We start from the raw sequence: 23,959 nt of genomic DNA, 5'->3' as shown, positions 1-23,959 counted from the left end.
TATGCTGTTGTATACTCATTAACAAACAACCGCCGATGATATCTTCTATGCAAAACAACGATACCGATCAAATTATTCAAGCCATACAGCAGGTTTGTCAGATGCGGCAGATTACTTGTCTGCACGCTATTGAAAGTGGCAGCCGTGCATGGGGCTTCGCCTCACCTGATAGCGACTATGATGTCCGTCTGCTGTATTGCCAACCGTCTGACTGGTACTTGAGTTTGTTTGAGGGTAAAGACACGTTTGAGTTTATCCAAAACGATCTGCTCTCAGTACCATTTGACATTGGTGGCTGGGACATCAAAAAAGCTCTACAGCTACTCTATAAATCCAATGCAGTGGTATTTGAATGGCTACACTCACCTATTGTTTATGAGCAGCAGACCGACCTAATGGCACACTTGCAAGCATTGAGCATAGACTATTTTCAACCTATCACCGTGTTTCACCATTACCTCGGTATGGCAAAAAATGCCAGTCGTGATCTCGACCTTAATGCACCTGTGCGCCTCAAAAAAGTGTTTTACTTACTGCGCGCACTGCTTGCGGCAAAGTGGATATTAACAATGCATACGCCGCCGCCAGTCATCATGAAGCAGATGCTTGAGCTGTTTGAGCAAAAAGTGCAAACTGAGATACTAACCTTGATTGATATCAAGCGCACGCAAGATGAAAGTTACATACACCAGCTTTCACCAATAATGATCAACGCGATTGCATCACTACGCGCCAGCATCGACAACCCCACTTTTGCACCCACCACGGCTTCCGATATTGCCCCCTTAAATGCGTTTTATCGTAGCGTTGTACGCTCGATATAACAGTATATGGCTAATATTTAGGTTAAATGGCAACCAATATAGATGACACATTCAATATCAAAAAAAGAGAAGCCCGTTATGCCAGCAGCCCCTTTAACCATAGAGCGCCTCAAAGCTGAAGGGCTGATTCTCTTAGAGTGCGTCTCAGGTAGTCGCGCTTATGGCCTCGCGACCGCCGATTCAGACACTGACATCAAAGGCGTGTTTTATCTGCCAAAGTCTTATTACTTTGCTCGCCACGGCGACTATATCGCGCAAGTCAGTAATCGTAGCAATGATATCGTCTACTATGAGCTTGGACGCTATATTGAGCTGTTGCTGCAAAACAATCCCAATATGATGGAATTGCTTGCCACACCAGCCGAGCACATCCTATATCAACATCCGCTCATGGCACATTTTTCTGCTGATTGGTTCATTAGCAAATTGTGTCAAAAAACCTTCGCAGGCTTTGCGAGTAGTCAAATCAAAAAAGCACGCGGATTAAACAAAAAGATCGTCAATCCGATGGACCGTGAAAAAAAATCCATTTTAGAATTTTGCAGCGTATTTATAGATGGGCGTAGTATGCCGCTGAACGAGTGGTTACAGAAAACCGCAATCGATCAGCGAAGTATTGGACTGGCAGCGATGGCAAAAGCGACGCACATGTATGCCATGTATATTGATAAAACTGAGACACTTAGATTTTCGGGCTTGTATCAGCATGCAGATGCCACTCAGCTGCGCCTAAGTGCCATTCCAAAAGGTATGACGCCTATCGCTTATCTGTCGTTTAATGAGCAAGGCTATAGTAAATACTGCCGAGACTATAAAGAATACTGGCAGTGGGTTGCTAACCGCAATGAAACGCGCTATCAATCTACCATTGCTCACGCCAAAGAATATGATGCTAAAAATATGATGCATACCATTCGTCTACTTGAGATGGCATACGATATTGCCACGACTGGCAAAGTCATCGTCGAGCGTCCTAATCGTGATGCGTTGCTGAGCATCAAAGCAGGTCAAAGTGAGTACAACGAACTATTGGAACAGGCTGATCATCTAAGCATCCAGATTGCCACCGCTTTTGAGCGCAGTCAGTTGCCTGATGTACCCAATGAGCAAGCAGCATTGTCAGCTTTAGTCATGGTCAGAGATCGGTTGTATGCAAGTACAGATTGAACCTATTCAGCGATATATGATGCTGATATGAAAATCGTAGCGGACAAAAAAATGCTCAACCAATCGGCTGAGCATTTTTTATGATACTTACATTCCATATTGAGTATAACTAGCGATTAGCCTGCTTCTTTGCTCTCGCTTGCCAATTGACGCAGTACATAGTGCAACACGCCACCATGACGCACGTATTCGCGCTCTTTTGGTGTCTGTAGGCCGACATTGACCTCAAAGGTTTCGGTCGAGCCATCGGCGCGGGTGGCAGTGACTTGAGCGGTTTTGCTCTCGCCATTGTTTAGGCCAGTGATGCTCAGTACTTCAGAGCCATCGAGCTTGTAGGTTTGAGCGTCTTCGCCATCTTTGAAAGTCAATGGCAGCACACCCATACCAACTAGGTTTGAACGGTGAATACGCTCAAATGAAGTGGTGAGTACCGCTTTGACACCAAGCAGAATGGTACCCTTCGCTGCCCAGTCACGACTAGAGCCTGAGCCATACTCCGCCCCGCCGAGGACGACGAGCGGACGCTTGTCTTCTTTATACTTCATCGCTGCATCATAGATAGCCATTTCTTCGCCATCTTGTAGCGTCGACTTATCATCTTTGAAGTAATAGGTATAACCGCCTTCTTTGCCGCCCATCATTTGGTTTTTGATACGGATATTGGCAAAGGTACCACGAGTCATGACTGCATCATTACCACGGCGTGAGCCATAACTGTTGAAGTCCGCTTCCATGACGCCGCGCTCTTGCAGGTACTTACCTGCTGGTGAATTTGGATCAATATTGCCCGCAGGTGAGATATGGTCGGTGGTGATTGAGTCACCAAACAGACCTAAGATACGCGCACCTTCGATATCAGGGATACCCTCTGGCTCCATGGTCATACCATCGAAGAACGGTGGATTTTTGATGTACGTTGAGCCTTCATCCCATGGATATAGCTGGCTATCGGCTGAGCTAATCGCGTTCCACTCTTTACTACCGTCGAACACTTCACCATAGTTTTTACGGAACATATCAGCATCGATATTATTGGCAATCAGCTCGTTGATCTCATCTGACGTTGGCCAAATGTCTTTTAGATAGACATCATTGCCGTCTTGGTCTTGACCGAGTGGGTGGGTAGTCAAGTCAATATCGACTGTACCTGCTAAGGCATAAGCGACAACCAATGGCGGCGATGCTAGGTAGCTGGCCTTGACGTGTGAGTGAATACGACCTTCAAAGTTACGGTTACCTGACAAGACCGCGGCAGCGACTAAATCGTTCTCTTCGATGCCTTTTTCGATCACATCAGGAAGCGGACCTGAATTACCAATACACGTGGTACAACCGTAACCGACCAAATAAAAACCTGTTTTTTCGAGCTCATCCATCAGTTTGGTTTTTTCAAGATAATCGGTGACTACTTTTGACCCAGGTGCCAATGAGGTCTTAACCCAAGGCTTGGCTTTGAGGCCTTTGGCAGCGGCCTTTTTGGCGACCAATCCAGCACCAATCATGACGGCTGGGTTCGAGGTGTTGGTACAAGAGGTAATAGCGGCAATCACGACTGAACCATCGCGCAATTTGTGCTCTTTTTCGTCAATATTAACGCTTGAGAACACGTTATTGGCTGGCTGGTAGCCTTTGCTATCGTCAGTTTCGGTGTCAACGTCGATCTTTGGTTCAGCTGCCAAGTGTTCCGCTTGCTCTTGCTCGCCGCCTTCTTGGTCAAAGCGTACTTTGCCTTCGACTTCTGACTTGCGGTCTTTGGTCATTTTTTCTAGCGTTTCGCCAAACTTCTCATGCATATCAGACAGGTTGATACGCTGCTGCGGCAAGTTCGGCCCTGCTAATGCTGGTTGTACTGACGATAGATCGAGCTCTAGCTTGCTCGAGTAAGTCGCCGCTGGCGTATCGGCATCATGCCATAAGCCTTGCGCCTTGGCATATTTTTCGACCAGCTCAATTTGCGCTTCGTCACGGCCTGATAGACGCAGATAGTCAATCGCCATTTGGTCAATCGGGAAGATACCACAAGTCGCGCCATATTCTGGCGACATATTGGCAATCGTCGCCCGATCCGCTAATGGCATTTGATGCAAGCCTTCACCGTAGAATTCGACAAACTTACCGACCACGCCATGTGCTCGTAGCATCTCGACCACACGCAAGACGAGATCCGTTGCGGTGACGCCTTCACTGAGTTTGCCTGTCAGCTCAAAGCCAACCACTTGCGGGATGAGCATCGAAGACGGCTGACCGAGCATCGCCGCTTCAGCTTCGATACCGCCAACGCCCCAACCAAGCACACCGATACCATTAATCATCGTCGTGTGACTGTCGGTACCAAATACCGTATCTGGATACGCCATCAGCTCGCCATCAACATCCGCTGCCATCACAACGCGCGCAAGATACTCAAGGTTGACCTGATGCACGATACCCGTCGCTGGCGGGACAACGACAAAGTTCTCAAAGGCATTTCGGCCCCAATGGAGAAACTCATAACGCTCGTTGTTGCGTTTAAATTCAATCTTTTCGTTGAGATCGAGCGCATCTTCGCGGCCATAAGCATCGACCTGTACAGAGTGATCGACGACCAGCTCACTAGGGATAAATGGGTTAATCTGCTCAGCCTTCCCGCCAAGCTCAACCACTGCATCGCGCATCGCTGCTAAATCGACGACTGATGGCACGCCGGTGAAATCTTGCAGCACCACGCGTGCTGGCATAAAGGCAATCTCTTTGGACGCCTCAGTGCCAGCGTCCCAGTTGGCCACTGCTTCGATGTGGTTTTTGCCGACAGACTGACCATCATCTTCGTTACGCAATAGGTTCTCTAGTACGACTTTCATACAGTATGGTAGCGTATTGATATTGTCGTAAGTCTCGGCAAGTTTGGGCAAGCTATAATAGGCATGCTCCTTGCCATCGACCGAAATGGTGTCTTTTACATTAAAAATATCACTCATGGTAGCTTCCTTATCTACAGGGTAGAAATTATTGTTATAACGGTGGCTAATGGATCTGTCTGAGCTATCTTTTTCATACATGACAACATTTGTAGTTGGCAAGTAGAAAAATAGATCTGCAGGATTTACTTAAATAATAACATCAGTTTAATTGATTTTAATAAGGCGCTTGCTCAACAGAATAGGTGTGCGTTCCTTTTGCTGTTAGTAGCAGCGTTCTTTTACCATAACAAATAAGTAGGCGTTTGTTAACGTCTAGGCGTAGGCATATGGTGGCAGAATCGTAACCGAAATAAGCCTTAAGAAAAGGCAGATGAAAGGTTTATGAGTCACTGCTAACGTCCTTTGGGCCGATGGCGACCGCTACGAAAGACAAAAGTGTCCTCATAAAAGCTGACCTCGCTATTGTCGGACCAAAAATGCGGCACACCTAAAATGGGCAATGGCGATAAATGACGCGGTGTGACTGCGTCCTTTGATAATAATTCATTCATATAATCAGCCAATTTATCATCCAAAAAGGCGATGCGCTGCTGCGTTGACAAAGCAAAGAAATCTTGGCTAACGTGAATGACCACGCTATGCGCGCACAACGGCTTACGCGGCGCTATCAATTGCTCAAGGAGGGCATGACCAAAAATATAAACCGCAGCTTTAGCGTCTTTGCTAGGGTTATCCATTTTATCCCAATACTTTCTTGGTTTGACTAGACTGTTTTGCCAATCAAAGTCGATCAAAGCCTCACCAATGCTAGTATCAGAGGTCACTAAAATTGCACCGTTCTCATCAAACACGGTGATGGTATCGCGCACGCGGCCACGGTTTTTACTACCAGTTGGCTCTTCACTACATTTGGCAATCTCAAGCATGTGATGATAATTGAGCATGGCCTTGGTCTTGGGAAAGGTGAGCCAAATACTGCCGTTAAATAAATCATGTAGGTTATCGCGCGTCGGAATCTTGCCAGTTGTACCGATGAAATGCTCGTAAGCTTCGCCATCGGGCAATGCGTTTTGAGAGACAAACTGAAGAGTATGAGGGTGATTATCAGCGCTAGGTTTAGTCCTAGGTAGCGACTGTCTATCCGCCGCGCCTTGCTGCGTTAGCGCTTGGTTTAATACTTTAGCGATACTAGCTGTTTGCTGATTATCGTTAATATACCTATCAGAATTCACTTGATTGTCAGACGAGCGGCTTAAACTGCTTATCGTTTCACTAAGATAATCAAGCTGACTTAAATGATATACCCAAGGCGCGTGCCAATCGATATTGGCAAAGCTGGCCTCTAATCGCCGCTCAGTAAGAGCGCTAGCAAAATTGTGATTTGTCGAAGTAGAAGTAGAAGTAGTCATAGTAAGCATCGTCGCAGTAATTATCTTAGAGCCTATAGCAAAGTGGCCTATGCTATCATAGAGCGCTTTTTTGGCGCTAGGCAAACAGGCTGTACGTCTTATCAAGAGATGATGAATAACGAGATAACGGATAAAGAAGAAACATGGCAAATTTTAATACCCACTTAAACGTCGCTTTTATGGTCAGCGGCACCCTGAGTTTGACGGTTTATAAAGCTGGATTGATTGATGATTCAGGGTTTTTAGTATGCGTGGCGCTTGGTACCATCGGTGGATTGCTACCAGATTTGGATTCAGATAATTCAACACCGATTAAGCTGGGTTTTAATATTACCTCGTTTGTCTTTGCCTTTGGCTTGGTCATGCATTGGCGTAGTGATTTGAGCTTGCTCGCATTGATCGCATTATGGCTGGCGGGTTATGGTTTTATGCGTTATGTGATCTTTCATATTTTTACCACCATGACCGTACATCGCGGCGTTATCCACTCTGTGCCTTATATGGCGATACTTGGACTGGGGTTAACCTGTCTAAGCTATTATGGTCTGCATCTACCGCTGACAACCAGTTGGTTTTATGGTCTGTTTTTATTTGGTGGCGCGATGGTGCATTTATCATTGGACGAATTGTATAGCGTCAATTTGTCCAATATGAAAATGAAGCGCTCGTCGGGTACGGCGATGAAGTTTTATCAGCATAAAGACAAATGGTGGTATTTGCTGCTATACGTTATTTTGGCGTTATTGTTATATATCGCGCCGCCGTTTGACACCTTTTGGCAACAGGTCAGTGATCCTGCAGCTTGGGCAAAGCTTAAGCTCGGTCTATGGCCAGAATTGATAAAAGGCTGGCGAAGTTAAGGCCGCCTCTACCAGCAAAAAATGATAAATAATGAGAGTACACTATGTCGACTTCTGCCGCCCTCCAAACCTGCCCTTGCCAAATCAACCCCGCGTCAGAAACCACCACCGCGCCCCTACTTTATAAAGACTGCTGTCAGCCTTATCATGACAGCCTGTTAAATAAAGAAGCGGATAAAACTGACGGCGTACAGGCAGAAACGGCGGAGCGGCTGATGTGCACGCGTTATAGCGCTTTTGTGCTTATCAAGCCAGAATACATCGTCAAAACCACACTACCCGCGCAGCAAAGCTTACTTGATGTGACAGCAATTGAGGAATGGGCCACCAAGACCGATTGGGCAGGATTAGAGATTGTAGAACACAAGCCAAAGCTTGGTAAAAGACATGCACAGGTTGAGTTTAAGGCTTATTTTAATACCAAAGATAATACAAATGATTTAGCAGGAAAAATACAAGCGCACCACGAGTTGTCTGCTTTCGTAAAGGTTACAAACAAAACTAATCAAGATGCACGCTGGTACTTTATCGACCCGACCGTGCGCATGAACGTGAGCCAAAAACAGCCGTGTATTTGTGGCTCAGGGGAGAAGTTTAAGCGGTGTTGTGGGGTTTATATTTAAACAACGTTAGATATCCATTGACCGCTAAACACTCGCCCCAACTTCCCTTGCAATCGCAATCCCTTCCTCAACGGTCAAAAACTTGCGCTGACTTGGGCTGTCTTTATAAATGACGTCACCATCTTGAAAGATTAAGCATTCATTGACGGCGAGCTGCTGCCACTTCTCATTTTCAGTCAATGGCACGGTCACCAAAATCGTCACCTTATCGGTATCGGTGGTGACATCGCTAAAATTAATCGCCATATCATCGTCCGCCAGTTTGGCTTCACCAAATGGCGCTTTGCGCGTGAGATAAAACAGTAAGCTACCTGCATACGCCAGTTGCCACCTGCCATTGGATATTAAGCAATTAAATAACCCATTGGCCGATAGATAGCGACATTGCGTGGTCAAAAAATTAAACAGTGTCTTGTCATCAGGACGGGTTTTAAAGCTGCTCTTTAAACGATTGACCAAATAGCAGAATGCCATCTCAGAATCAGTACTGCCTACTGGTTGACAATGCGCGGCATTGCCGTTGTCTTGCAAGCGCTGACAGCGTTTGATAAATTCGCTATTCATCTGTCCATTGTGCGCAAATACCCACTGTTCGCCCCAGACTTCACGGACGAATGGATGGGTGTTTGCCAAGCAGTTCTGCCCTTGCGTCGCTTTACGAATATGCGCAATAACGTTCATGGCTTTGATTGGATAGTTGTTAACCAAATCAGCGACTGGCGATAGATGGCTTGGACGATTATCATGAAACAAACGCAGACCCGTTGAGTCATTTGCCGTCTCATCATTGGTTTTGTCATTATTGCTGCATTCGCTGCGCTCAAAAAACGCAATACCAAAGCCATCTTCATGACTGTCCGTCATACCGCCGCGCTTGCGAAACCCTGCAAAGCTAAAACCAATATCTGTTGGGGTATTACAGTTCATTCCTAAGAGTTGACACATTTATAAAGTACCGCCGTTATTGTCATCTATTATTGAGTTACCTTGAGTAGCATTGCCTTGAGTAGCATTGCCTTGAGTAGCATTGCCTTGAGTAGCATTGCTTTGATTGGCAGATAGCGCATCAAAGTCAGCATCACTCATCTCATCAAGCAAAGCGGCACCATCAGTTGGGATGGTATCCAAAATGCGCTGAGCTTCTGCCAAGACGGTGTCTTCTACCCAGAGAACGATACCCGAGTTCATACCAGGGATTGCGCTGAGCGGCTGCAAGGACACGGTTATGCCGTTATTACGTAATAGATTGGCATGCAGCTCGCCTTGTATATTGGTATCAAAGCGCGCCAGTTTGTGCCAGTTGTCAACGTGATCGGTCATGGGATCGCCTTCAAAGTGTTGGTAGGTACATACCTGAGTAAAACATACTTATGCCAATTGGTCTAACGTATATGTTTCAATCGTAAAATCATTGGTGTTGGTTAAGTGATCATGTGCTTGCTCAGCTTGGGTAATACTGCTAAACACACCGACTATTTGATTGTCTGGTTTGCTTAATAGTACAAATACGGTGTTTTGCGACTTTTCAACATGCGCCCAATGGTAAGCGGCCAGACGCTTCATTAGGTCAGGGTTTTTGACCATGATGTTATCACCCGTACGACCTTCGGTACGGTTGTAATGAATCACATTGAGGCGCAATAACCAAAAAATCACGGCCGCTTTTGCTAGCATCACAGGTAGTGCACGTTTTTCCTCACCATTGAGTGGACGTATCGATTCATAACCTTGTAAGAACGCTGCCATTTTACTGCGGTCAAAGTTCACAGATTCACCTTGTTCTGCGCCGCCCCACGTGGTACAAAAATCATTGATAGTGATCGCAATATCCATCACGTAATGCTCGACGCTGACTTCGGTGAAGTCTAGTAGACCTGTCAGACGCGCCTCGCCTTTTTGTAGATTCCATAAGGTATTGTCGGCAAACATATCTAAATGGCATAGACCTTTTGGCAAGGTATCTAATGGCAGCTCTGAATAAGCGCGCCAAATATCGCTCATCAGCTTGGCTTCGTCACCTGGCATGAACTGCATTTCACGGTCACGCACGTCGCTCCATGGATACAAAGGCACGCCGTACTGCTCACTTGGCTGCAATGCTTGCAGCGTCTCATGTAGCGTCGCCAATGCTGCGCCAATATCGTGACACATCGCTTGCGTAGTTTGCTCGGGATGTGAGCCTGCTAGACACGGCACTAAAGTGATGGCTTTGTCTTCATAATGGATGACATAGCGTTTATCATCACCATCTGTTCGCGAACCATTTGACTCAATAACGGCTAACGGTGCGGCGACTGGTAATTTGCCATTTAACTGATTGAGGATAACGGCCATTTTTTCGATATCAGCAGGAGGACGCTCTTCAAATAATGTAAACACGTAAGAGTAGGTGCCGTCTACATCGTCAGTCGTTTGAATAAACCAGTTTGAGTTTTTAATACCTTGAGTGATCGGAATCGCGCGGGCAAACGATACGCCAAAACTTTGGCAAAAGGCGGCAAACTGATCATCGGTTAACTGGGTATAGACGGACATGACATCTCACTTATAGCAATTGGGTAAAGAGGTTAGATAGAATAAATTGATGCGGTAATGACCGCAATTGTACCGCACATCATAAAACGATGGTGAAAAGCGTAATAATCTTGCGAAAACCTGCCTGAAATAGCAGTGATTTTGCTAGACTAGCGCCTATGAATTGATTATAAGGTGAAAGACCCTATGTTAGCAAAGCGTATCATTCCTTGCTTGGACGTTGACAATGGCCGCGTGGTCAAAGGCGTACAGTTTGTCGATATCAAAGACGCAGGCGACCCTGTCGAAGTCGCTCGCCGCTACAATGAACAAGGCGCTGATGAGATTACTTTTTTGGATATTACTGCGACCAATGACGAGCGCGATACCACTTATCATACGGTCGAGCGTATGGCTGAAACGGTATTTGTCCCACTCACCGTAGGCGGCGGCGTGCGAAAAATCGCTGATATCCGCAATTTGCTCAATGCGGGCGCAGATAAAGTCGCAATTAACTCAGCTGCGGTATTTACGCCTGAGTTCGTCGGTGAAGCCGCGCAGAAGTTTGGCAACCAATGTATCGTTGTGGCCATCGATGCCAAACGCGTCGCTGACATCAACGTCGATGGGATTACTGTGCCGCGTTGGGAGATTTTCACCCATGGTGGCCGTAAGCCAACCGGTATCGATGCCGTCGCTTGGGCGAGCAAAATGGCTGAGCTGGGCGCTGGTGAATTGCTGGTCACCTCAATGGACGGTGATGGCACCAAAAAAGGCTACGATTTGGCACTCATGCAACAAATTACGAGCCGCGTCAATGTGCCCGTCATTGCCTCAGGCGGCGTCGGCAACCTGCAACATTTGGCAGAAGGCGTGTTAGAAGGCGGCGTCGATGCGGTACTTGCCGCCAGTATTTTTCACTTTGGTGAGTATACCGTGTCGGAGGCCAAAGCCTATATGGCAGCACAAGGGATACAGATGCGTCTGTAGCACGCTCGTAAAATACAAATAACACCCAAAAAAATGCTATCATAGTGCTAACCATTTATTTTCGTTCAATTAACTAGAGCAACGCCAAAATAATAGGCGGCCAAGTCGATTGAACGCATCAGACTGTTTAGCTATTTATTGATGCCTATATTTCAATTGAACGCTTATTAAGCAAAGGATTTTTTATGTCGAATTTACAACAGCAGTGCAACGACGTGACTCATATCGATGGTAACTTGCATCAAAACGCTGACGCGCGCATTGGTATTGTCGTCGGTCGTTTTAATGGTTTTGTCGTTGAGTCATTGGTTGATGGTGCGATTGATGCCCTACTCCGTCATGGTGTATTGGGTAGCAACATTACTGTTATTCGTGTGCCTGGAGCATTCGAGCTGCCACTTGTGGCCCAGCGTGCTGCGGAATCAGATCGTTTTGACGCCATTGTGGCATTGGGTGCAATCATCCGTGGCAGCACGCCACATTTTGATATTGTAGCCAGCGAGTCGGCCAAAGGTTTGAGCGCTGTGGCAATGGATTATAATATTCCTGTCGCCAACGGTATCATCACTACTGACAGCATCGAGCAAGCTATCGAGCGCTCCGGTACCAAAGCAGGTAATAAAGGCTCTGAAGCTGCGATGGTCGTATTAGAGATGATTGCTGTTCTATCACAGCTTGATATTGATGATATCGATGAAGCTTAAGCCTTAAAGCTCAAATTTATTAGTCTAACTGGTGCTGCTATTGAGCAATAGCAGCACCTTGTAACATGACGCCAGCTATCAAGATAATTGGCTATTTTTTGAATTTTCGCCGTATTTCTATACCCTTTAAAATTTTGAATAAACAAAGCTAAAAAGCTACTTTGTTATTTATATTTTGACTGGGTATCATCTCAAAAATTTAGGTACAGACCCCCTATGACTGACCAACTCAAGCGCGCTATCAGCGCTGCGAAAACCGCACAAGCCAATCAAGCTGAAGCTACCCGTATAGCGAGCAGTAGTGCAGGTGATCAAACCTTCGATATGAGTGAGTCTTCTTACAAGACCAGTCACACTGCTATCCGTAAGGCGCGCCGCTTTGCTATGCAAGGTCTATACGAGTGGCTCGTCACCGACCGCCGCTTTGATATAGATGGCAAGCTTGGCTGGAAAGACAATGCACCGCATGATATCGCGGCACGCACGCGCGCAACCAACGCTATGCACACCGTCCATATCGGCTACTATCACGAAATGATGCGCGATATCCCAGAGCAGATCGACGCGCTAGATGCGCTTATCAGCCAGCATCTCGATCGTGAGGTTGATAAGTTAGATACGGTTGAGCACGCTATTTTGCTAATTGGTGCGTACGAGCTACAAAACCGTATGGAGATTCCTTACAAGGTTGTACTCGATGAAGCGATGAAGCTGAATAATCACTTTGGCGCGACTGACGCTCACAAACTGATCAATGCAGTATTGGATAAAATGGCTGGTGAGCTACGTGCTTTAGAGGTACAAGCAGATACCAATGCCAACCTACGCACGTCACAAAAAGCGGCGGCTAAACAATCTGAAGCGAGTTCGGCTGAAGTAACGGTAGCTGACAATATCGAAGCGGCTGCTGAAACAGAAAGCGCGATCGATAATGCACCGACTGCATCAAATAAGCCACGTATCAGCGCTAACAAAGCTAACGTTAAACGCAGTAGTGCCAGTAAAGCCAGTGCCAATATCAGTGACTTCAAGGCGAGCAAGAAAAACGCTAACGATACCAAAGACTAAGACTAGCCATGAACGAGTTTGAGCTGATTGAGCGTATATTCTCACAGATGCAGGCCACGCATGCGCCATTAACGGGTATCGAAAAAGGTATCGGTGATGACGCGGCTGTGATGGCATTGCCAGCAAGATCACGCTTGGTTAGCTGCATTGATACATTGGTTCAAGGGCGTCACTTTCATGCTGACTTTGCACAAGTAGATAAGCTTGCGTTTGAAATTGGTTATAAAGCTGTTGCGGTTAATGTTTCAGACATTGCAGCGATGGGCGCGACGCCGCATAGTATTTTGCTAGCGTTGGCATTGCCTGAGCGTCTAGCGAATCATGAATGGCTCACGACATTTGCCAAAGGATTGTTTCATGCCTGCCAGCTGTTTGGCGTGACGTTGATTGGCGGTGATACCACGCGCAGTGCGCAATTGGTGCTGAGTGTCAGTGCGCAAGGATTGCTTGCCGCAGGTACACCAGCTGTTTATCGCTCAGGGGCACAAGTTGGCGATAAAATCTATGTTTCAGGCACCCTTGGTGATGCTGCCTATGCCCTCAAGCACCCCGATAGCCCTATTGGTAAGCAACTGGCGCATCGCTTGCACATGCCGACGCCGCGCATTGCCTTAGGTGCCGCCTTGGCACAAGCTGGCGCAACCTCGATGATCGATATCTCTGACGGTCTTTATCAAGATCTTGGACATATCTGTCAGCAAAGCTCAGTCAGTATGCGTATTCATTTAGATCAATTACCGAGTAGCAAGTCACTAGCCACGGTAGAGTTATCTGAGCGTTTGTTATGTCAATTAGCGGGTGGCGATGACTACGAATTGGCGTTTACCTTGCCTGCACATATTGAACCACCTACTTCTAATACGCCTGTCACTTGTATTGGAGAAATCGTTGCGCGCGCAGATTCTATTGCGACAGATGCCAAATCGCCTAATCACTCACGTCTTGAACTGTTTTATCAAAATCAGCCAGTCACACCGACTCAATCTACCCCCTTCTCTACGTGGCCTAATCTCACCGGTTATCAACATTTCACAGGCTAATCCATGACTGATCAACACTTATCTAAGCCTGATATTCGACAAGCAAATGACTGCCCGCCTCTACCAATCGGTGCCAGTATGCTTGACCGCATGGTTTATTGGCTCGGACTAGGTTTGGGCAGCGGCCTACCTCGACGCGCGCCCGGTACGTGGGGCACGGTTGGTGGTCTGATTGTGGGCGTGCCGCTTATGAGCTTGGGTTTCGTTCCTTTTTTAGTACTGACTATTTTATCTTGTTTGGTTGGTGTTTGGATTTGCGGGCGTACGTCTGAGTTGATGCAGGTACACGATGATCCGCATATTGTGTGGGATGAATGGGCTGGCATGTGGATTACCCTATTGCCGTTATCTTATATATTATCATATGTATTTCCTACGTCTGAAAATACCTTGTCGATAATGATGCTGCCGATGTTTTGGGGCTGGCTACCGACTGCTTTTATCCTATTTCGCGTATTTGATATTTTAAAGCCACCACCGATTGGCTGGGCAGACAAAAAGGTTGCGGGTGGCCTTGGGGTAATGTTGGATGACATTATTGCAGGGGTTATGGCAGCAGTGATTTGGTTGATTATTTACATCATTGTGATGATGTTTATGTCTTTTTAATATTATTCCGCGGAAATCATTACTTCGGTCTAGCCATCTTACGTATTTGATTTTGCTTGCTTAAGTTTTGGGTATTCAAGTTACAAAGCTTGCACGTCATAATTTTTTTTGTGCAAGTTTTTACGCTATAATTCAACATTATATTTTGTTACATTTGTAGGCTTATTATGACACCTCCTCTTTCTGTAATTATTTTAGCGGCCGGTAAAGGCACTCGCATGCAGTCGGCAAAGCCAAAGGTTTTGCAGACCCTAGCTGGTAAGTCATTATTGGCCCACGTATTAGATACTTGCAATCAGCTCACTGTTGATGAAACCATCATTGTCCATGGTTTTGGCGGTGATCAGGTAAAGTCAGAGATTACCAACCAATATACACAGTCGTCGTTTACTTGGGTTGCCCAAACTGAGCAGTTAGGAACAGGTCATGCGGTCAAAGTGACACTGTCTGATTTACCGAAATCAGGGAAAAGTCTCATTCTATATGGTGATGTGCCATTGGTCAGCTGCCAGACATTAGCTGCTTTAAAAGCTGCCAATACTGACGGTATGTCTATGCTGACGTTGACTGTCGATAATCCGTTCGGGTTGGGTCGTATCAAACGTGACCAAAACGGCAACATTGAAGCCATCGTTGAGCAAAAAGATGCCAGTGCTGACGAGCAAAATATTAGAGAGATCAATAGTGGTATCTACTGCGTAGACAACGCCCTACTGCATAAGTATTTGCCAGAGCTCTCTAACAATAATGCGCAACAAGAATATTACCTCACTGACATCGTCAAAATGGCCGTCGCTGATGGTATTACGATTGCCGCGATTGAGCCTGAGCATACGTTTGAGATTGAAGGGGTTAATAACCGCCAACAACTCGCAAGTCTAGAGCGCACGTGGCAACGCAAGATAGTCGCCGACCTACAAGAAGCGGGCGTTCAATTTGCCGATCCCACGCGCGTGGATATTCGCGGGTCGTTGAGTGCCGGACAAGATGTGTTTATTGACGTCAATGTGGTATTTGAAGGCGACTGCACTTTAGGCGACAATGTCTATATTGAAGCAGGCTGCGTCATCAAAAACGCTCAGATAGGCAATGCTTGTTATATTAAGCCTTACTGTGTGATTGATCGCGCTGACATCGGAGCTGGTGTCGACATAGGACCTTTTGCACACCTGCGTCCTGATACGGTATTGTCTGACAACAGCAAAGTCGGTAACTTTGTTGAAATCAAAAAATCAACAATCGGTCAAGGCAGTAAAGTAAATCACCTAAGCTACATCGGTGATGCAACTGTCGGCACAGGCGTCAATGTCGGTGCAGGTGTCATTACTTGTAATTACGACGGTGTCAACAAGTCGCAGACCATCATTGGAGATAATGCCTTTATTGGTTCCAATGCAAGCCTAGTCGCGCCAGTAACCATCGGAGATACGGCTACCATCGCTGCAGGTTCTGTCATTACCAAAGACGTTGATAGTAGTGCTTTAGCATTTGGCCGAGCTCGTCAGGTACAAAAAAATGACTTTCAACGACCGACTAAAAAATAACTGATTTATTGAAAGTTTGATCAATCGTCGTCATTCTTGAGTAAACCTAAGCAGTACGGCAATCGTGGTAGTACTGCTTCATCATACTTTTGAGCTAATAACTGAGCATTGGTAGCTAACGACACTTATTAGTCTTGTACCATCATATATTGAATTATTAAAAAACAAATTTAAGGAGATGCCATGTGTGGAATCGTTGGCGCAGTTGCTGAACGCAATATTGCGAATATCTTGCTTGAAGGTCTTAAGCGTCTAGAATATCGAGGCTACGATTCGGCTGGTTTAACCGTCATTCGTGATGGTGAGCTACATCGCGAGCGTCAAGTGGGCAAGGTTCAAGCCTTGGTCAATGCGGTTGAAGCCAGTACCGATTTTTTTGATGGGCATATTGGTATCGCTCATACTCGCTGGGCCACGCATGGCGAACCTGCACAGCGCAATGCCCATCCGCACATATCTGGTAAGATTGCCGTCGTTCACAATGGTATCGTCGAAAACTACGCTGAACTCAAAAAAGAGCTCATCGCTAAAGGCTACGAGTTTACCTCACAGACCGACACCGAAGTGGTGGCACATCTGATTCATGACATTTATGAGCAAACCAATGATTTGCTAGAAGCGGTACGCGCAGTGATTCCTAAGCTGCATGGTGCATTTGCTTTAGGCATCATTCACGTGGACACACCAGATGAGCTGGCCGCGGTACGTTTAGGCTCGCCTTTGGTCATCGGTGTTGGTATTGGTGAAAATTTTATCGCCTCAGATCAGCTGGCACTACTGCCAGTCACCAACCGCTTTATGTACCTAGAAGAAGGCGATATTGCCAAATTGACCCGTGACAGTATTAAAGTCTATGTCAATGGCGAGGAAGTCAGCCGCGAAGTGCATGAAATCGATGCCAAGCAGCATAATGCTGACAAAGGCGAGTTCAAGCACTATATGCTCAAAGAAATCTATGAGCAGCCAGATGCAGTCGCGCGTACGCTTGAGATGGCGATTGATAACCGCCAAGCATCAGCCCTGCGTGATGACTTTTTAGCACGCAATGAAGCGCAATTATCAGGCGTACAGCATGTACAGATCATCGCTTGCGGCACCAGTTATCATGCGGGGATGGTTGCTAAATATTGGTTTGAGAGCTTGATGCGCCTATCCTGCTCTGTTGAGGTTGCTAGTGAATTCCGCTATCGCAATCCTGTAGTACTCGACAACTCGCTGGTGATTTGTATCTCTCAGTCTGGTGAAACAGCCGATACCTTATCAGCCCTGCGTGAGATCAAAAAACAAAACCCAGCAGGACTGGTTAGTCTAGCACTATGTAACGTGCCTACCTCATCCTTGGTTCGCGAGACAGACATATTCTTGCCGACCCTTGCAGGTCCTGAGATCGGTGTAGCATCGACCAAAGCTTTTACCACCCAGCTGGTCGCACTCATGCTATTGGTCTTAAAAACAGGCGCAGTACAGCAGCGTATCGACAGCGCAAACCTAAGCACCTTACTTGGCGAGCTACAAAAGCTGCCCGGTCAACTCTATGCCAGCTTGCACCTTGATGCTCCGATCAAAGCGATGGCGGAGCACTTTGAAGATAAGAAAAGCTGCTTATTTTTAGGGCGCGGTCTACAGTTCCCTATCGCTCTGGAAGGCGCATTGAAGCTCAAAGAAATCTCTTATATCCACGCTGAAGGCTACGCCGCAGGTGAGCTCAAACACGGTCCGCTAGCGCTTGTTGACAAAGACATGCCAATCGTCGTGCTGGCACCCAAAGACAGTATGCTCGATAAGCTCAAAGCCAACATGCAAGAAGTACATGCCCGTCACGGCGAACTGTTCGTCTTTGCTAGTGAAGATAGTCACATCAATGCTGAAGACCGCCTACATGTAGTATATGTTAAAGCAGTTTGCGAGACGCTTGCCCCTATCGTCTACAGCGTACCCATACAGCTACTGTCTTACCATGTGGCCGTGATGCGCGGTACTGATGTCGATCAGCCACGCAATCTTGCCAAATCAGTGACGGTTGAGTAATACAAGTTATTGATTTTATTATAATTTTTATTAATAAATTACCCGTCACACTATTGTGTGAGGATTCATCCTTTGCTATCTTGTATCAACGAGGTGGCAAAGGATTTTTTTGTGAATAACAAAAATAGAAAAGGACCCACAACAACTGAGTCTTCGAAAGATTATCAGCCATTTGTCAAAATAGCTGATATATTCTCACTTGGAAGATCTCACCGTGTCTTTGGTCACAAGACTAAACGAACACACCACTATAGGCCTATGTCAGCAACCAAGGAAGAGATAGCTGAGTTCATGAAGTCTGAGTTCCCTTAAGCAAAGTACAAGATTGAGGCAGTAAATAGCAGTAGGTCAATTTTATCCCATGATATTGGTTTAGATGATTTGAGACCTGGAGGTACTGTATCGGGACCTTTCATAACTTAGATTAAAGCGCTAGCTTATCCTTATAAGAACACATGCCTTTTAATGCATCATCTATTAACGCTTTCATTTTAGATAACTCTAGAATCTTAACTTCAATTTGCTTGTTTTTTTCTAGAAGCTTTTCACCCATTTGTGATTGCGTCAGGTTGTTTGAATACAATAGCTCTGTTAGCTCTCTAATCTCTTTTAAGGTGAAACCTAACTCCTTCGCCATAATAATCATATTGAGCTGTTCTACAATCCTGTTATCGTAATCTCTATAACCATTAGATTTTCTAGATGGTGACGAAATTAATCCTTCCCTTTCGTAAAAACGAATGGTATCTCTGCTTAGTCCGACTGTTTCAGTTAATTCTTTTATATTCATTAGCGAGCACCCTCAATTAACGCTTGACTGTGGAGTAATGTCCATAGTTTATAGTAGGCGTTAATTAACAACAAGTAGGTTCTTTTATGGATATAAATATTCTGACGGACGACAACGTCGAGCTGCGTGCAACCCTCTATAAAGCGAATAACCCTAAGGCCGTTGTTCTAATAAATCCAGGAACCGCTACTAAAACTTCTTATTATTTGCCGTTTGCTAAATACTTAAGAGAGCATGGTTTTCATGTCATTCTTTGGAACTATAGAGGGTTTTGCGATTCTAAAATAAGTCATCTAAAGGAGTGTCATTACCAGTATTCTGATATTGGGCGCTATGACATTCCAGCTGCCATCGATACAGCTAAGCGCCTATTTAAGGATTTACCCTTGTATTGTGTGGGTCATAGTACTGGTGGTCAACAGGTAGGTCTGGCTCATAACGCCGATCAATTAGATGCTCTAATTGCAGTGGCTGTCTCAGCAGGATACTTTAGCTATATGCCGCTTCGCTATCGTCTTAAGGCTAACTTCTTTTTCCGTTTTTTAGCCCCGCTTAGTAATAAAGTCTTTAATTATGTGCCGGCTAAAAGCTTCAAACTCATGGAAGATTTGCCAGCTGGTTTTACAGATGAATGGGGGGCTTGGTGCCGAGAAAAAGAGCTGTTTTTCTCAGATAAATTCTATGGGAAAACCATTCCCCTTGGGACTTACAAGAATTTTAATGTGCCAACTTTCGTCTTCACTGCCGATGATGATGAAATCTGCACTGAACGCAACCTGCATAATTTTTGGAAAAATGTGACTAGCGATCAACCCATCACTTTTAAACGCTATACCATTAGCAAGGGATCAGACCAATCAATTGGGCATTTTGGCTATTTTAGAAGCAAGAACACTCATATTTGGCAAGATATTTTAGAGACGATCAACAAGGTACACCATGATAAATCGTTACAAACATTATAAGACCTTAATTTTCATTGTATTACTTAATGTGTTCTCGAGCATTTTGCACTATGTTCATAATGTGGTTTATTTTGACCACTATCCTGAGCCTGATTGGTTATCCCCTCATCTGGTAGATGCTTTTTGGTTCGTCATGACACCAATCGGTATCTACGGCTTGATCGTGGCTGTCAAAAGCCAGATGAGCAAGGGGCATTGGTGGCTTTATTTGTATGCCTTGATGGGTTTATTGTCACTACTACACTACAACGTTGAGACTGATAATATTATGACGATCACCATGCACAGTCTTATCTGGTTTCAAGCAATATGTGCTTTTTGGTTAAACGGCTATGTAACGATGTATTTTAAAAATAAAAGCAAACATCAAGAACACTAATTGATAAAACTTTGGTCTTTATAAGAATGAGCTAACCTCTTATTTATCGTTTTAAGGAATTGAAAATGAATGTTGAAGAAACTATAGCAACATGGGAAACAGAAGAAGCACGTATTAGAGAAAAGCTAGGTGACGCTGACGTCATTCCATTATCAGACTTAACCACTCGCAGCGGTATGGACATTTTTAACGCTATGTTTGCAGGAGAGCTGCCTCATCCTCCTATTGGTCTAACGCTCGACTACACTCCTATTCATATGGAAAAAGGTATTGCCGTTTTTCAAGGGCGTCCAAAGCGTCATCATTACAACCCATTGGGTACAGTCCATGGTGGCTGGTTTTGTACGCTTTTAGATTCTGCTGTTGGCTGCGCTGTACATACCCTTTTACCAGCAGGAAAAACCTATACAACTTTAGAGATAAAAGTAAATATGGTGCGAGCTTTGACAGTGGCAACACCTTTAGTACGGGCTGAAGGTAAAGTCATTCATGCTGGTCGAAGAACAGCAACTGCTGAAGGAAAAATTGTAGGGCCTGATGGCAAGTTGTATGCTCATGCCACCACAACCTGCATCATTCTTGATGTTTAGATAGAATTTTCGATATAGTCAATACACTCTAAAAATGTCATAGCGCTACTGGGATGAATTTTGCGCAGCCTCTGGGAACGCAGCACGCAAGTAAAATTTATACCAGTAGCGCGTTTAAATCCATAACAGTTTTACATTCAGCTAACTATAGTTAATGAAGCTTACCTGACAGTCTCAAGTCTAATAGCTTCTAAACCAAAGAAAACCGCTAAGAATATAATGGATGTTATAGTGAAACCATTATAAAAATGGTATAGCAAGATTAAACGCTATTTTTCGCAGCCTCTGGAGACGCAGTCACAGCAAGCAAGAAAAGTAGCATTTTATAATAGATTACTAAACTAGGCGTGATTTTCAATATTAAGCAATATCATATCGTTCTTAGTCTTCATATTTCAAACACACCAATCCAAATCTTCAAAATAACCCTTTATACAGAAAATAAAGTCCCACTACGAATAACAATACCGAAAAGCACTTCTTTAACAGTGGCGGTGAGAGCATATGAGCGACTTTTGCCCCAACTTTAGCGGTAAAAAAGCTCATACTCGCAATGCCCAAAAAGGCATAAATATGCACAAAGCCAATGGTATTGGGTACATCAACTTGCTGCTGCATACCAAAGAACATAAAGCCGAGCGCACCAGCAATGGCAATAGGCAAACCACACGCCGCCGACGTGCCTACCGCCTTTTGCATGACCACATTATAACGGGTGAGATACGGCACCGTTAAGCTGCCACCGCCAATACCAAAAATGGCCGAAGCCACACCAATAATACCACCTGCCGCAAGTTGCTTGGGTTTAGACGGTAATACCACAGGCGTATGACTCGCATCACTCATATGTGTACGTCTTTTACCAGCGGTAAACATTCTATAAGCGACCCACAGTAAAAACACCCCGACGATAAGCTGCAGATATAACCCTGATATTTGCCCTGCTATCCCTGCTCCCAAAAAACACCCTAGCGCCAAACCAGGTGCTAGATTTTTAAAGACCGGCCACATGACGCCGCCCTTTTTATTATGCGCCATCAGCGAGCTGATCGAAGTGACGATGATGGTCGCAAGCGACGTCCCCAAAGCCAGATGCATAATGGTATCGGCATCATAGCCCATTTGGGTAAAGACGATAAATAACAGCGGTACGATAATGGTGCCACCGCCCACGCCGAAAAGCCCGGCCGCAAACCCTGCTAGTGCACCTATGATTAAAAAAATGAGTAGTTCCACGGGATAGTGTCTTCTTATATAGATTTATTTTCTGAGCAAGTGCTCTATATTAATGCCAGTTATGACTTATACAAGCTCAACTTGACCGACGTAATGATAAGCACGGTTAAAATACACTAAACTCTCATCTTGCCCGCTTGGGGATTCTGGAGGTTTGATAGCGACCACTCGGCACATCAGCACACTATGCGTACCCACTTCTTGAATGTGCTCAATCTCACAATCAAAGCTCACTAGCGCATCTTTCAGGATAGGCGCGCCTGTCACAAGCTCAGTCCAAACTCCTTGCTCGAAGCGCTCATCTGAGCTTAGTTTAGAAGCAAAAGCATTAGATAAGTGTTCATGCTGGGCACCAAGCACATTGACGCTCAAGACTTTATTATCCACAAAATGCCCATGCGAGCGCGCCGCTTGATTCATACATACTAGCAGTGTCGGCGGTGTATCAGTGACGCTACATACCGCCGAGGCAGTAAACCCATGAGTGCCTGACGGACCATTGGTGGTGATCACATTGACCGCCGTGGGCAATAGCGCCATGGCATCTCTAAAGTCAGTGGCTTCAATCATATCTTTTATCATTACTACAATCCTGAGAAACGTTAAATCTATAAGTACCTTGTTTACTGAGGCCACTCATAAGCTTAAACAAGCCAAAACTTGTTAAGTTTTGCTAAACGCTCAGCTCTTGCCGCACGATTGCCGCACCAGCGCTCAGCGCATGTAGCTTGCCGCGTGCCACCTCACGAGACAACGGCGCCATACCGCAGTTGGTCGAGGGGTACAGCTTGTCCGCATCGACAAATTGTAAGGCCTTGCGTAGCGTATCGGCTACCTCCTCAGGAGTTTCAATATCATTAGTGGCGACATCGATTGCACCAACCATCACTTTTTTACCGCGGATGAGCTCTATCAAATCCATGGGCACATGTGAGTTTTGACATTCTAATGAGACGATATCGATATTGGACTGCTGCAATTTAGGAAACGCTTGCTCATACTGACGCCACTCTGAGCCCAGCGTTTTTTTCCAGTCGTTATTGGCTTTGATGCCGTAACCGTAGCAGATATGTACTGCTGTCTCACATTGAAGTCCCTCTATAGCACGCTCTAGTGTCGCAATGCCCCAATCATTGACGTCATCGAAAAAGACGTTAAACGCCGGCTCATCGAATTGGATAATATCCACGCCTGCTGCTTCTAACTCGCGGGCCTCTTGATTGAGAATTTTAGCAAACTCCCATGCCAGTTTTTCACGGCTCTTGTAGTGACCATCATACAGCGTATCGATCATGGTCATCGGGCCGGGCAGCGCCCATTTGATCGGCTGGTCGGTTTGACTGCGTAAAAATTTTGCATCATCTACAAACACAGGCTTTGAGCGGCTAACACTGCCCACTACCGACGGCACGCTTGCTTCATAGCGATCACGAATTTTAACGGTTTTACGATTGGTAAAATCGACGCCGTCTAAGTGTTCGATAAATGTAGTCACAAAATGCTGGCGGGTTTGCTCGCCATCACTGACGATATCGACGCCTGCTTGCACTTGCTCTTGTAGCGATACTAGCAGCGCATCCTGTTTTGCCTGAAGCAATTCTTCACCGTCAAGTTGCCACGGCGACCAAATTTTTTCAGGTTCTGCCAACCAAGAGGGTTTTGGCAAGCTGCCAGCGGTCGATGTTGGTAATAATAAAGTCATGTCGTATTGTCTTCTCT

At 45.5% G+C, this 23,959-nt stretch carries 22 protein-coding genes and 1 pseudogene; 14 read left to right on the top strand and 9 right to left on the bottom strand.

The window, feature by feature from the left end; all coding sequences use genetic code 11:
- The first annotated feature begins 47 nt into the window (after positions 1-47).
- On the top strand, positions 48-824 hold the full coding sequence (locus AOT82_RS09215; RefSeq protein WP_197496655.1) for a nucleotidyltransferase domain-containing protein: 777 nt from the start codon (positions 48-50) through the stop codon (positions 822-824).
- A 78-nt stretch (positions 825-902) separates the two neighbouring features.
- Positions 903-1,991: a DNA polymerase beta superfamily protein gene (locus AOT82_RS09210; protein ID WP_071002750.1), complete on the top strand. Its 1,089-nt coding sequence runs from the start codon at positions 903-905 to the stop codon at positions 1,989-1,991.
- Positions 1,992-2,107: 116 nt separating this feature from the next.
- Here the strand turns inward: AOT82_RS09210 and AOT82_RS09205 are convergent, their stop codons facing one another.
- Both AOT82_RS09205 and AOT82_RS09200 read right to left on the bottom strand, forming a co-directional pair.
- On the bottom strand, positions 2,108-4,948 hold the full coding sequence (locus tag AOT82_RS09205; RefSeq protein ID WP_071002749.1) for an aconitate hydratase: 2,841 nt from the start codon (positions 4,946-4,948) through the stop codon (positions 2,108-2,110).
- 335 nt (positions 4,949-5,283) lie between these two features.
- Positions 5,284-6,300 carry a DUF3025 domain-containing protein gene (locus AOT82_RS09200; protein ID WP_227517135.1) on the bottom strand — a complete coding sequence of 339 codons (1,017 nt, stop codon included), beginning with the start codon at positions 6,298-6,300 and terminating at the stop codon, positions 5,284-5,286.
- Positions 6,301-6,443: 143 nt separating this feature from the next.
- Between AOT82_RS09200 and AOT82_RS09195 the strand changes: the two genes are divergently transcribed.
- Together AOT82_RS09195 and AOT82_RS09190 are read left to right on the top strand one after the other, a co-directional pair.
- On the top strand, positions 6,444-7,160 hold the full coding sequence (locus AOT82_RS09195; RefSeq protein ID WP_071002748.1) for a metal-dependent hydrolase: 717 nt from the start codon (positions 6,444-6,446) through the stop codon (positions 7,158-7,160).
- 44 nt (positions 7,161-7,204) lie between these two features.
- A complete protein-coding gene (locus tag AOT82_RS09190; RefSeq protein WP_071002747.1) occupies positions 7,205-7,783 on the top strand; it encodes a YchJ family protein in 579 nt (192 codons plus the stop codon).
- Between the two features lie 24 nt (positions 7,784-7,807).
- On the opposite strand, the gene AOT82_RS09185 is transcribed toward AOT82_RS09190, so the two are convergent.
- From AOT82_RS09185 to AOT82_RS09175, 3 genes are read right to left on the bottom strand one after another with little or no spacing between them, the layout of a single operon-like run.
- Entirely contained in the window at positions 7,808-8,728 is a 921-nt protein-coding gene (locus AOT82_RS09185; protein ID WP_071002746.1) for a class II glutamine amidotransferase, read from the bottom strand.
- Positions 8,729-9,103 (bottom strand): hypothetical protein, encoded by a 375-nt coding sequence (locus AOT82_RS14110; protein ID WP_227517134.1) that lies wholly within the window; start codon positions 9,101-9,103, stop codon positions 8,729-8,731.
- A 48-nt stretch (positions 9,104-9,151) separates the two neighbouring features.
- Positions 9,152-10,318, bottom strand: coding sequence for a homoserine kinase (locus AOT82_RS09175; protein ID WP_071002745.1), 1,167 nt, complete (start codon positions 10,316-10,318; stop codon positions 9,152-9,154).
- A 186-nt stretch (positions 10,319-10,504) separates the two neighbouring features.
- Between AOT82_RS09175 and hisF the strand changes: the two genes are divergently transcribed.
- The 7 genes and pseudogenes from hisF (at position 10,505) to glmS (ending at position 18,280) form a co-directional block, all read left to right on the top strand.
- Positions 10,505-11,287 carry an imidazole glycerol phosphate synthase subunit HisF gene (gene hisF, locus AOT82_RS09170; protein WP_071002744.1) on the top strand — a complete coding sequence of 261 codons (783 nt, stop codon included), beginning with the start codon at positions 10,505-10,507 and terminating at the stop codon, positions 11,285-11,287.
- 185 nt (positions 11,288-11,472) lie between these two features.
- Positions 11,473-11,991, top strand: a complete 519-nt coding sequence (ribH, locus tag AOT82_RS09165) for a 6,7-dimethyl-8-ribityllumazine synthase (RefSeq protein WP_071002743.1) — start codon at positions 11,473-11,475, stop codon at positions 11,989-11,991.
- A gap of 216 nt (positions 11,992-12,207) precedes the next feature.
- Positions 12,208-13,038 (top strand): annotated as a pseudogene (gene nusB / locus AOT82_RS13680) (transcription antitermination factor NusB); the annotation flags it as partial.
- 29 nt (positions 13,039-13,067) lie between these two features.
- Positions 13,068-14,099: a thiamine-phosphate kinase gene (gene thiL / locus AOT82_RS09155; protein WP_071002742.1), complete on the top strand. Its 1,032-nt coding sequence runs from the start codon at positions 13,068-13,070 to the stop codon at positions 14,097-14,099.
- Positions 14,100-14,102: 3 nt separating this feature from the next.
- Positions 14,103-14,708 carry a phosphatidylglycerophosphatase A family protein gene (locus AOT82_RS09150; RefSeq protein ID WP_071002741.1) on the top strand — a complete coding sequence of 202 codons (606 nt, stop codon included), beginning with the start codon at positions 14,103-14,105 and terminating at the stop codon, positions 14,706-14,708.
- Positions 14,709-14,875: 167 nt separating this feature from the next.
- Entirely contained in the window at positions 14,876-16,252 is a 1,377-nt protein-coding gene (gene glmU / locus AOT82_RS09145) for a bifunctional UDP-N-acetylglucosamine diphosphorylase/glucosamine-1-phosphate N-acetyltransferase GlmU (RefSeq protein ID WP_071002740.1), read from the top strand.
- 183 nt (positions 16,253-16,435) lie between these two features.
- A complete protein-coding gene (glmS, locus tag AOT82_RS09140) occupies positions 16,436-18,280 on the top strand; it encodes a glutamine--fructose-6-phosphate transaminase (isomerizing) (protein ID WP_071002739.1) in 1,845 nt (614 codons plus the stop codon).
- A 424-nt stretch (positions 18,281-18,704) separates the two neighbouring features.
- On the opposite strand, the gene AOT82_RS09130 is transcribed toward glmS, so the two are convergent.
- The gene (locus tag AOT82_RS09130; protein ID WP_071002737.1) at positions 18,705-19,070 is read right to left on the bottom strand and encodes a MerR family transcriptional regulator; all 366 of its coding nucleotides are present in this window, start codon (positions 19,068-19,070) and stop codon (positions 18,705-18,707) included.
- A gap of 86 nt (positions 19,071-19,156) precedes the next feature.
- On the opposite strand from AOT82_RS09130, the gene AOT82_RS09125 reads away from it, so the two are divergent.
- The 3 genes from AOT82_RS09125 to AOT82_RS09115 all read left to right on the top strand — a co-directional run bounded on the left by AOT82_RS09125 (position 19,157) and on the right by AOT82_RS09115 (position 21,004).
- Positions 19,157-20,035: an alpha/beta hydrolase family protein gene (locus tag AOT82_RS09125; RefSeq protein ID WP_071002736.1), complete on the top strand. Its 879-nt coding sequence runs from the start codon at positions 19,157-19,159 to the stop codon at positions 20,033-20,035.
- Positions 20,010-20,414 carry a hypothetical protein gene (locus tag AOT82_RS09120; protein WP_071002735.1) on the top strand — a complete coding sequence of 135 codons (405 nt, stop codon included), beginning with the start codon at positions 20,010-20,012 and terminating at the stop codon, positions 20,412-20,414. Before AOT82_RS09125 ends, AOT82_RS09120 begins: the two co-directional genes overlap by 26 nt.
- A 65-nt stretch (positions 20,415-20,479) precedes the next feature.
- A complete protein-coding gene (locus AOT82_RS09115) occupies positions 20,480-21,004 on the top strand; it encodes a PaaI family thioesterase (protein WP_071002734.1) in 525 nt (174 codons plus the stop codon).
- A gap of 417 nt (positions 21,005-21,421) precedes the next feature.
- On the opposite strand, the gene AOT82_RS09110 is transcribed toward AOT82_RS09115, so the two are convergent.
- The 3 genes from AOT82_RS09110 to AOT82_RS09100 form a co-directional block, all read right to left on the bottom strand.
- Positions 21,422-22,240, bottom strand: a complete 819-nt coding sequence (locus tag AOT82_RS09110; RefSeq protein WP_071002733.1) for a sulfite exporter TauE/SafE family protein — start codon at positions 22,238-22,240, stop codon at positions 21,422-21,424.
- A gap of 66 nt (positions 22,241-22,306) precedes the next feature.
- On the bottom strand, positions 22,307-22,810 hold the full coding sequence (locus AOT82_RS09105) for a flavin reductase (protein WP_025646795.1): 504 nt from the start codon (positions 22,808-22,810) through the stop codon (positions 22,307-22,309).
- A gap of 103 nt (positions 22,811-22,913) precedes the next feature.
- Entirely contained in the window at positions 22,914-23,942 is a 1,029-nt protein-coding gene (locus AOT82_RS09100) for a methionine synthase (RefSeq protein WP_071002732.1), read from the bottom strand.
- Positions 23,943-23,959 lie beyond the last annotated feature (17 nt).

Source organism: Psychrobacter sp. AntiMn-1, assembly GCF_001854065.1.
GTDB classification, from domain to species: Bacteria; Pseudomonadota; Gammaproteobacteria; order Pseudomonadales; family Moraxellaceae; genus Psychrobacter; species Psychrobacter pacificensis.
This window is presented reverse-complemented; position numbering and strand designations above follow the sequence as displayed.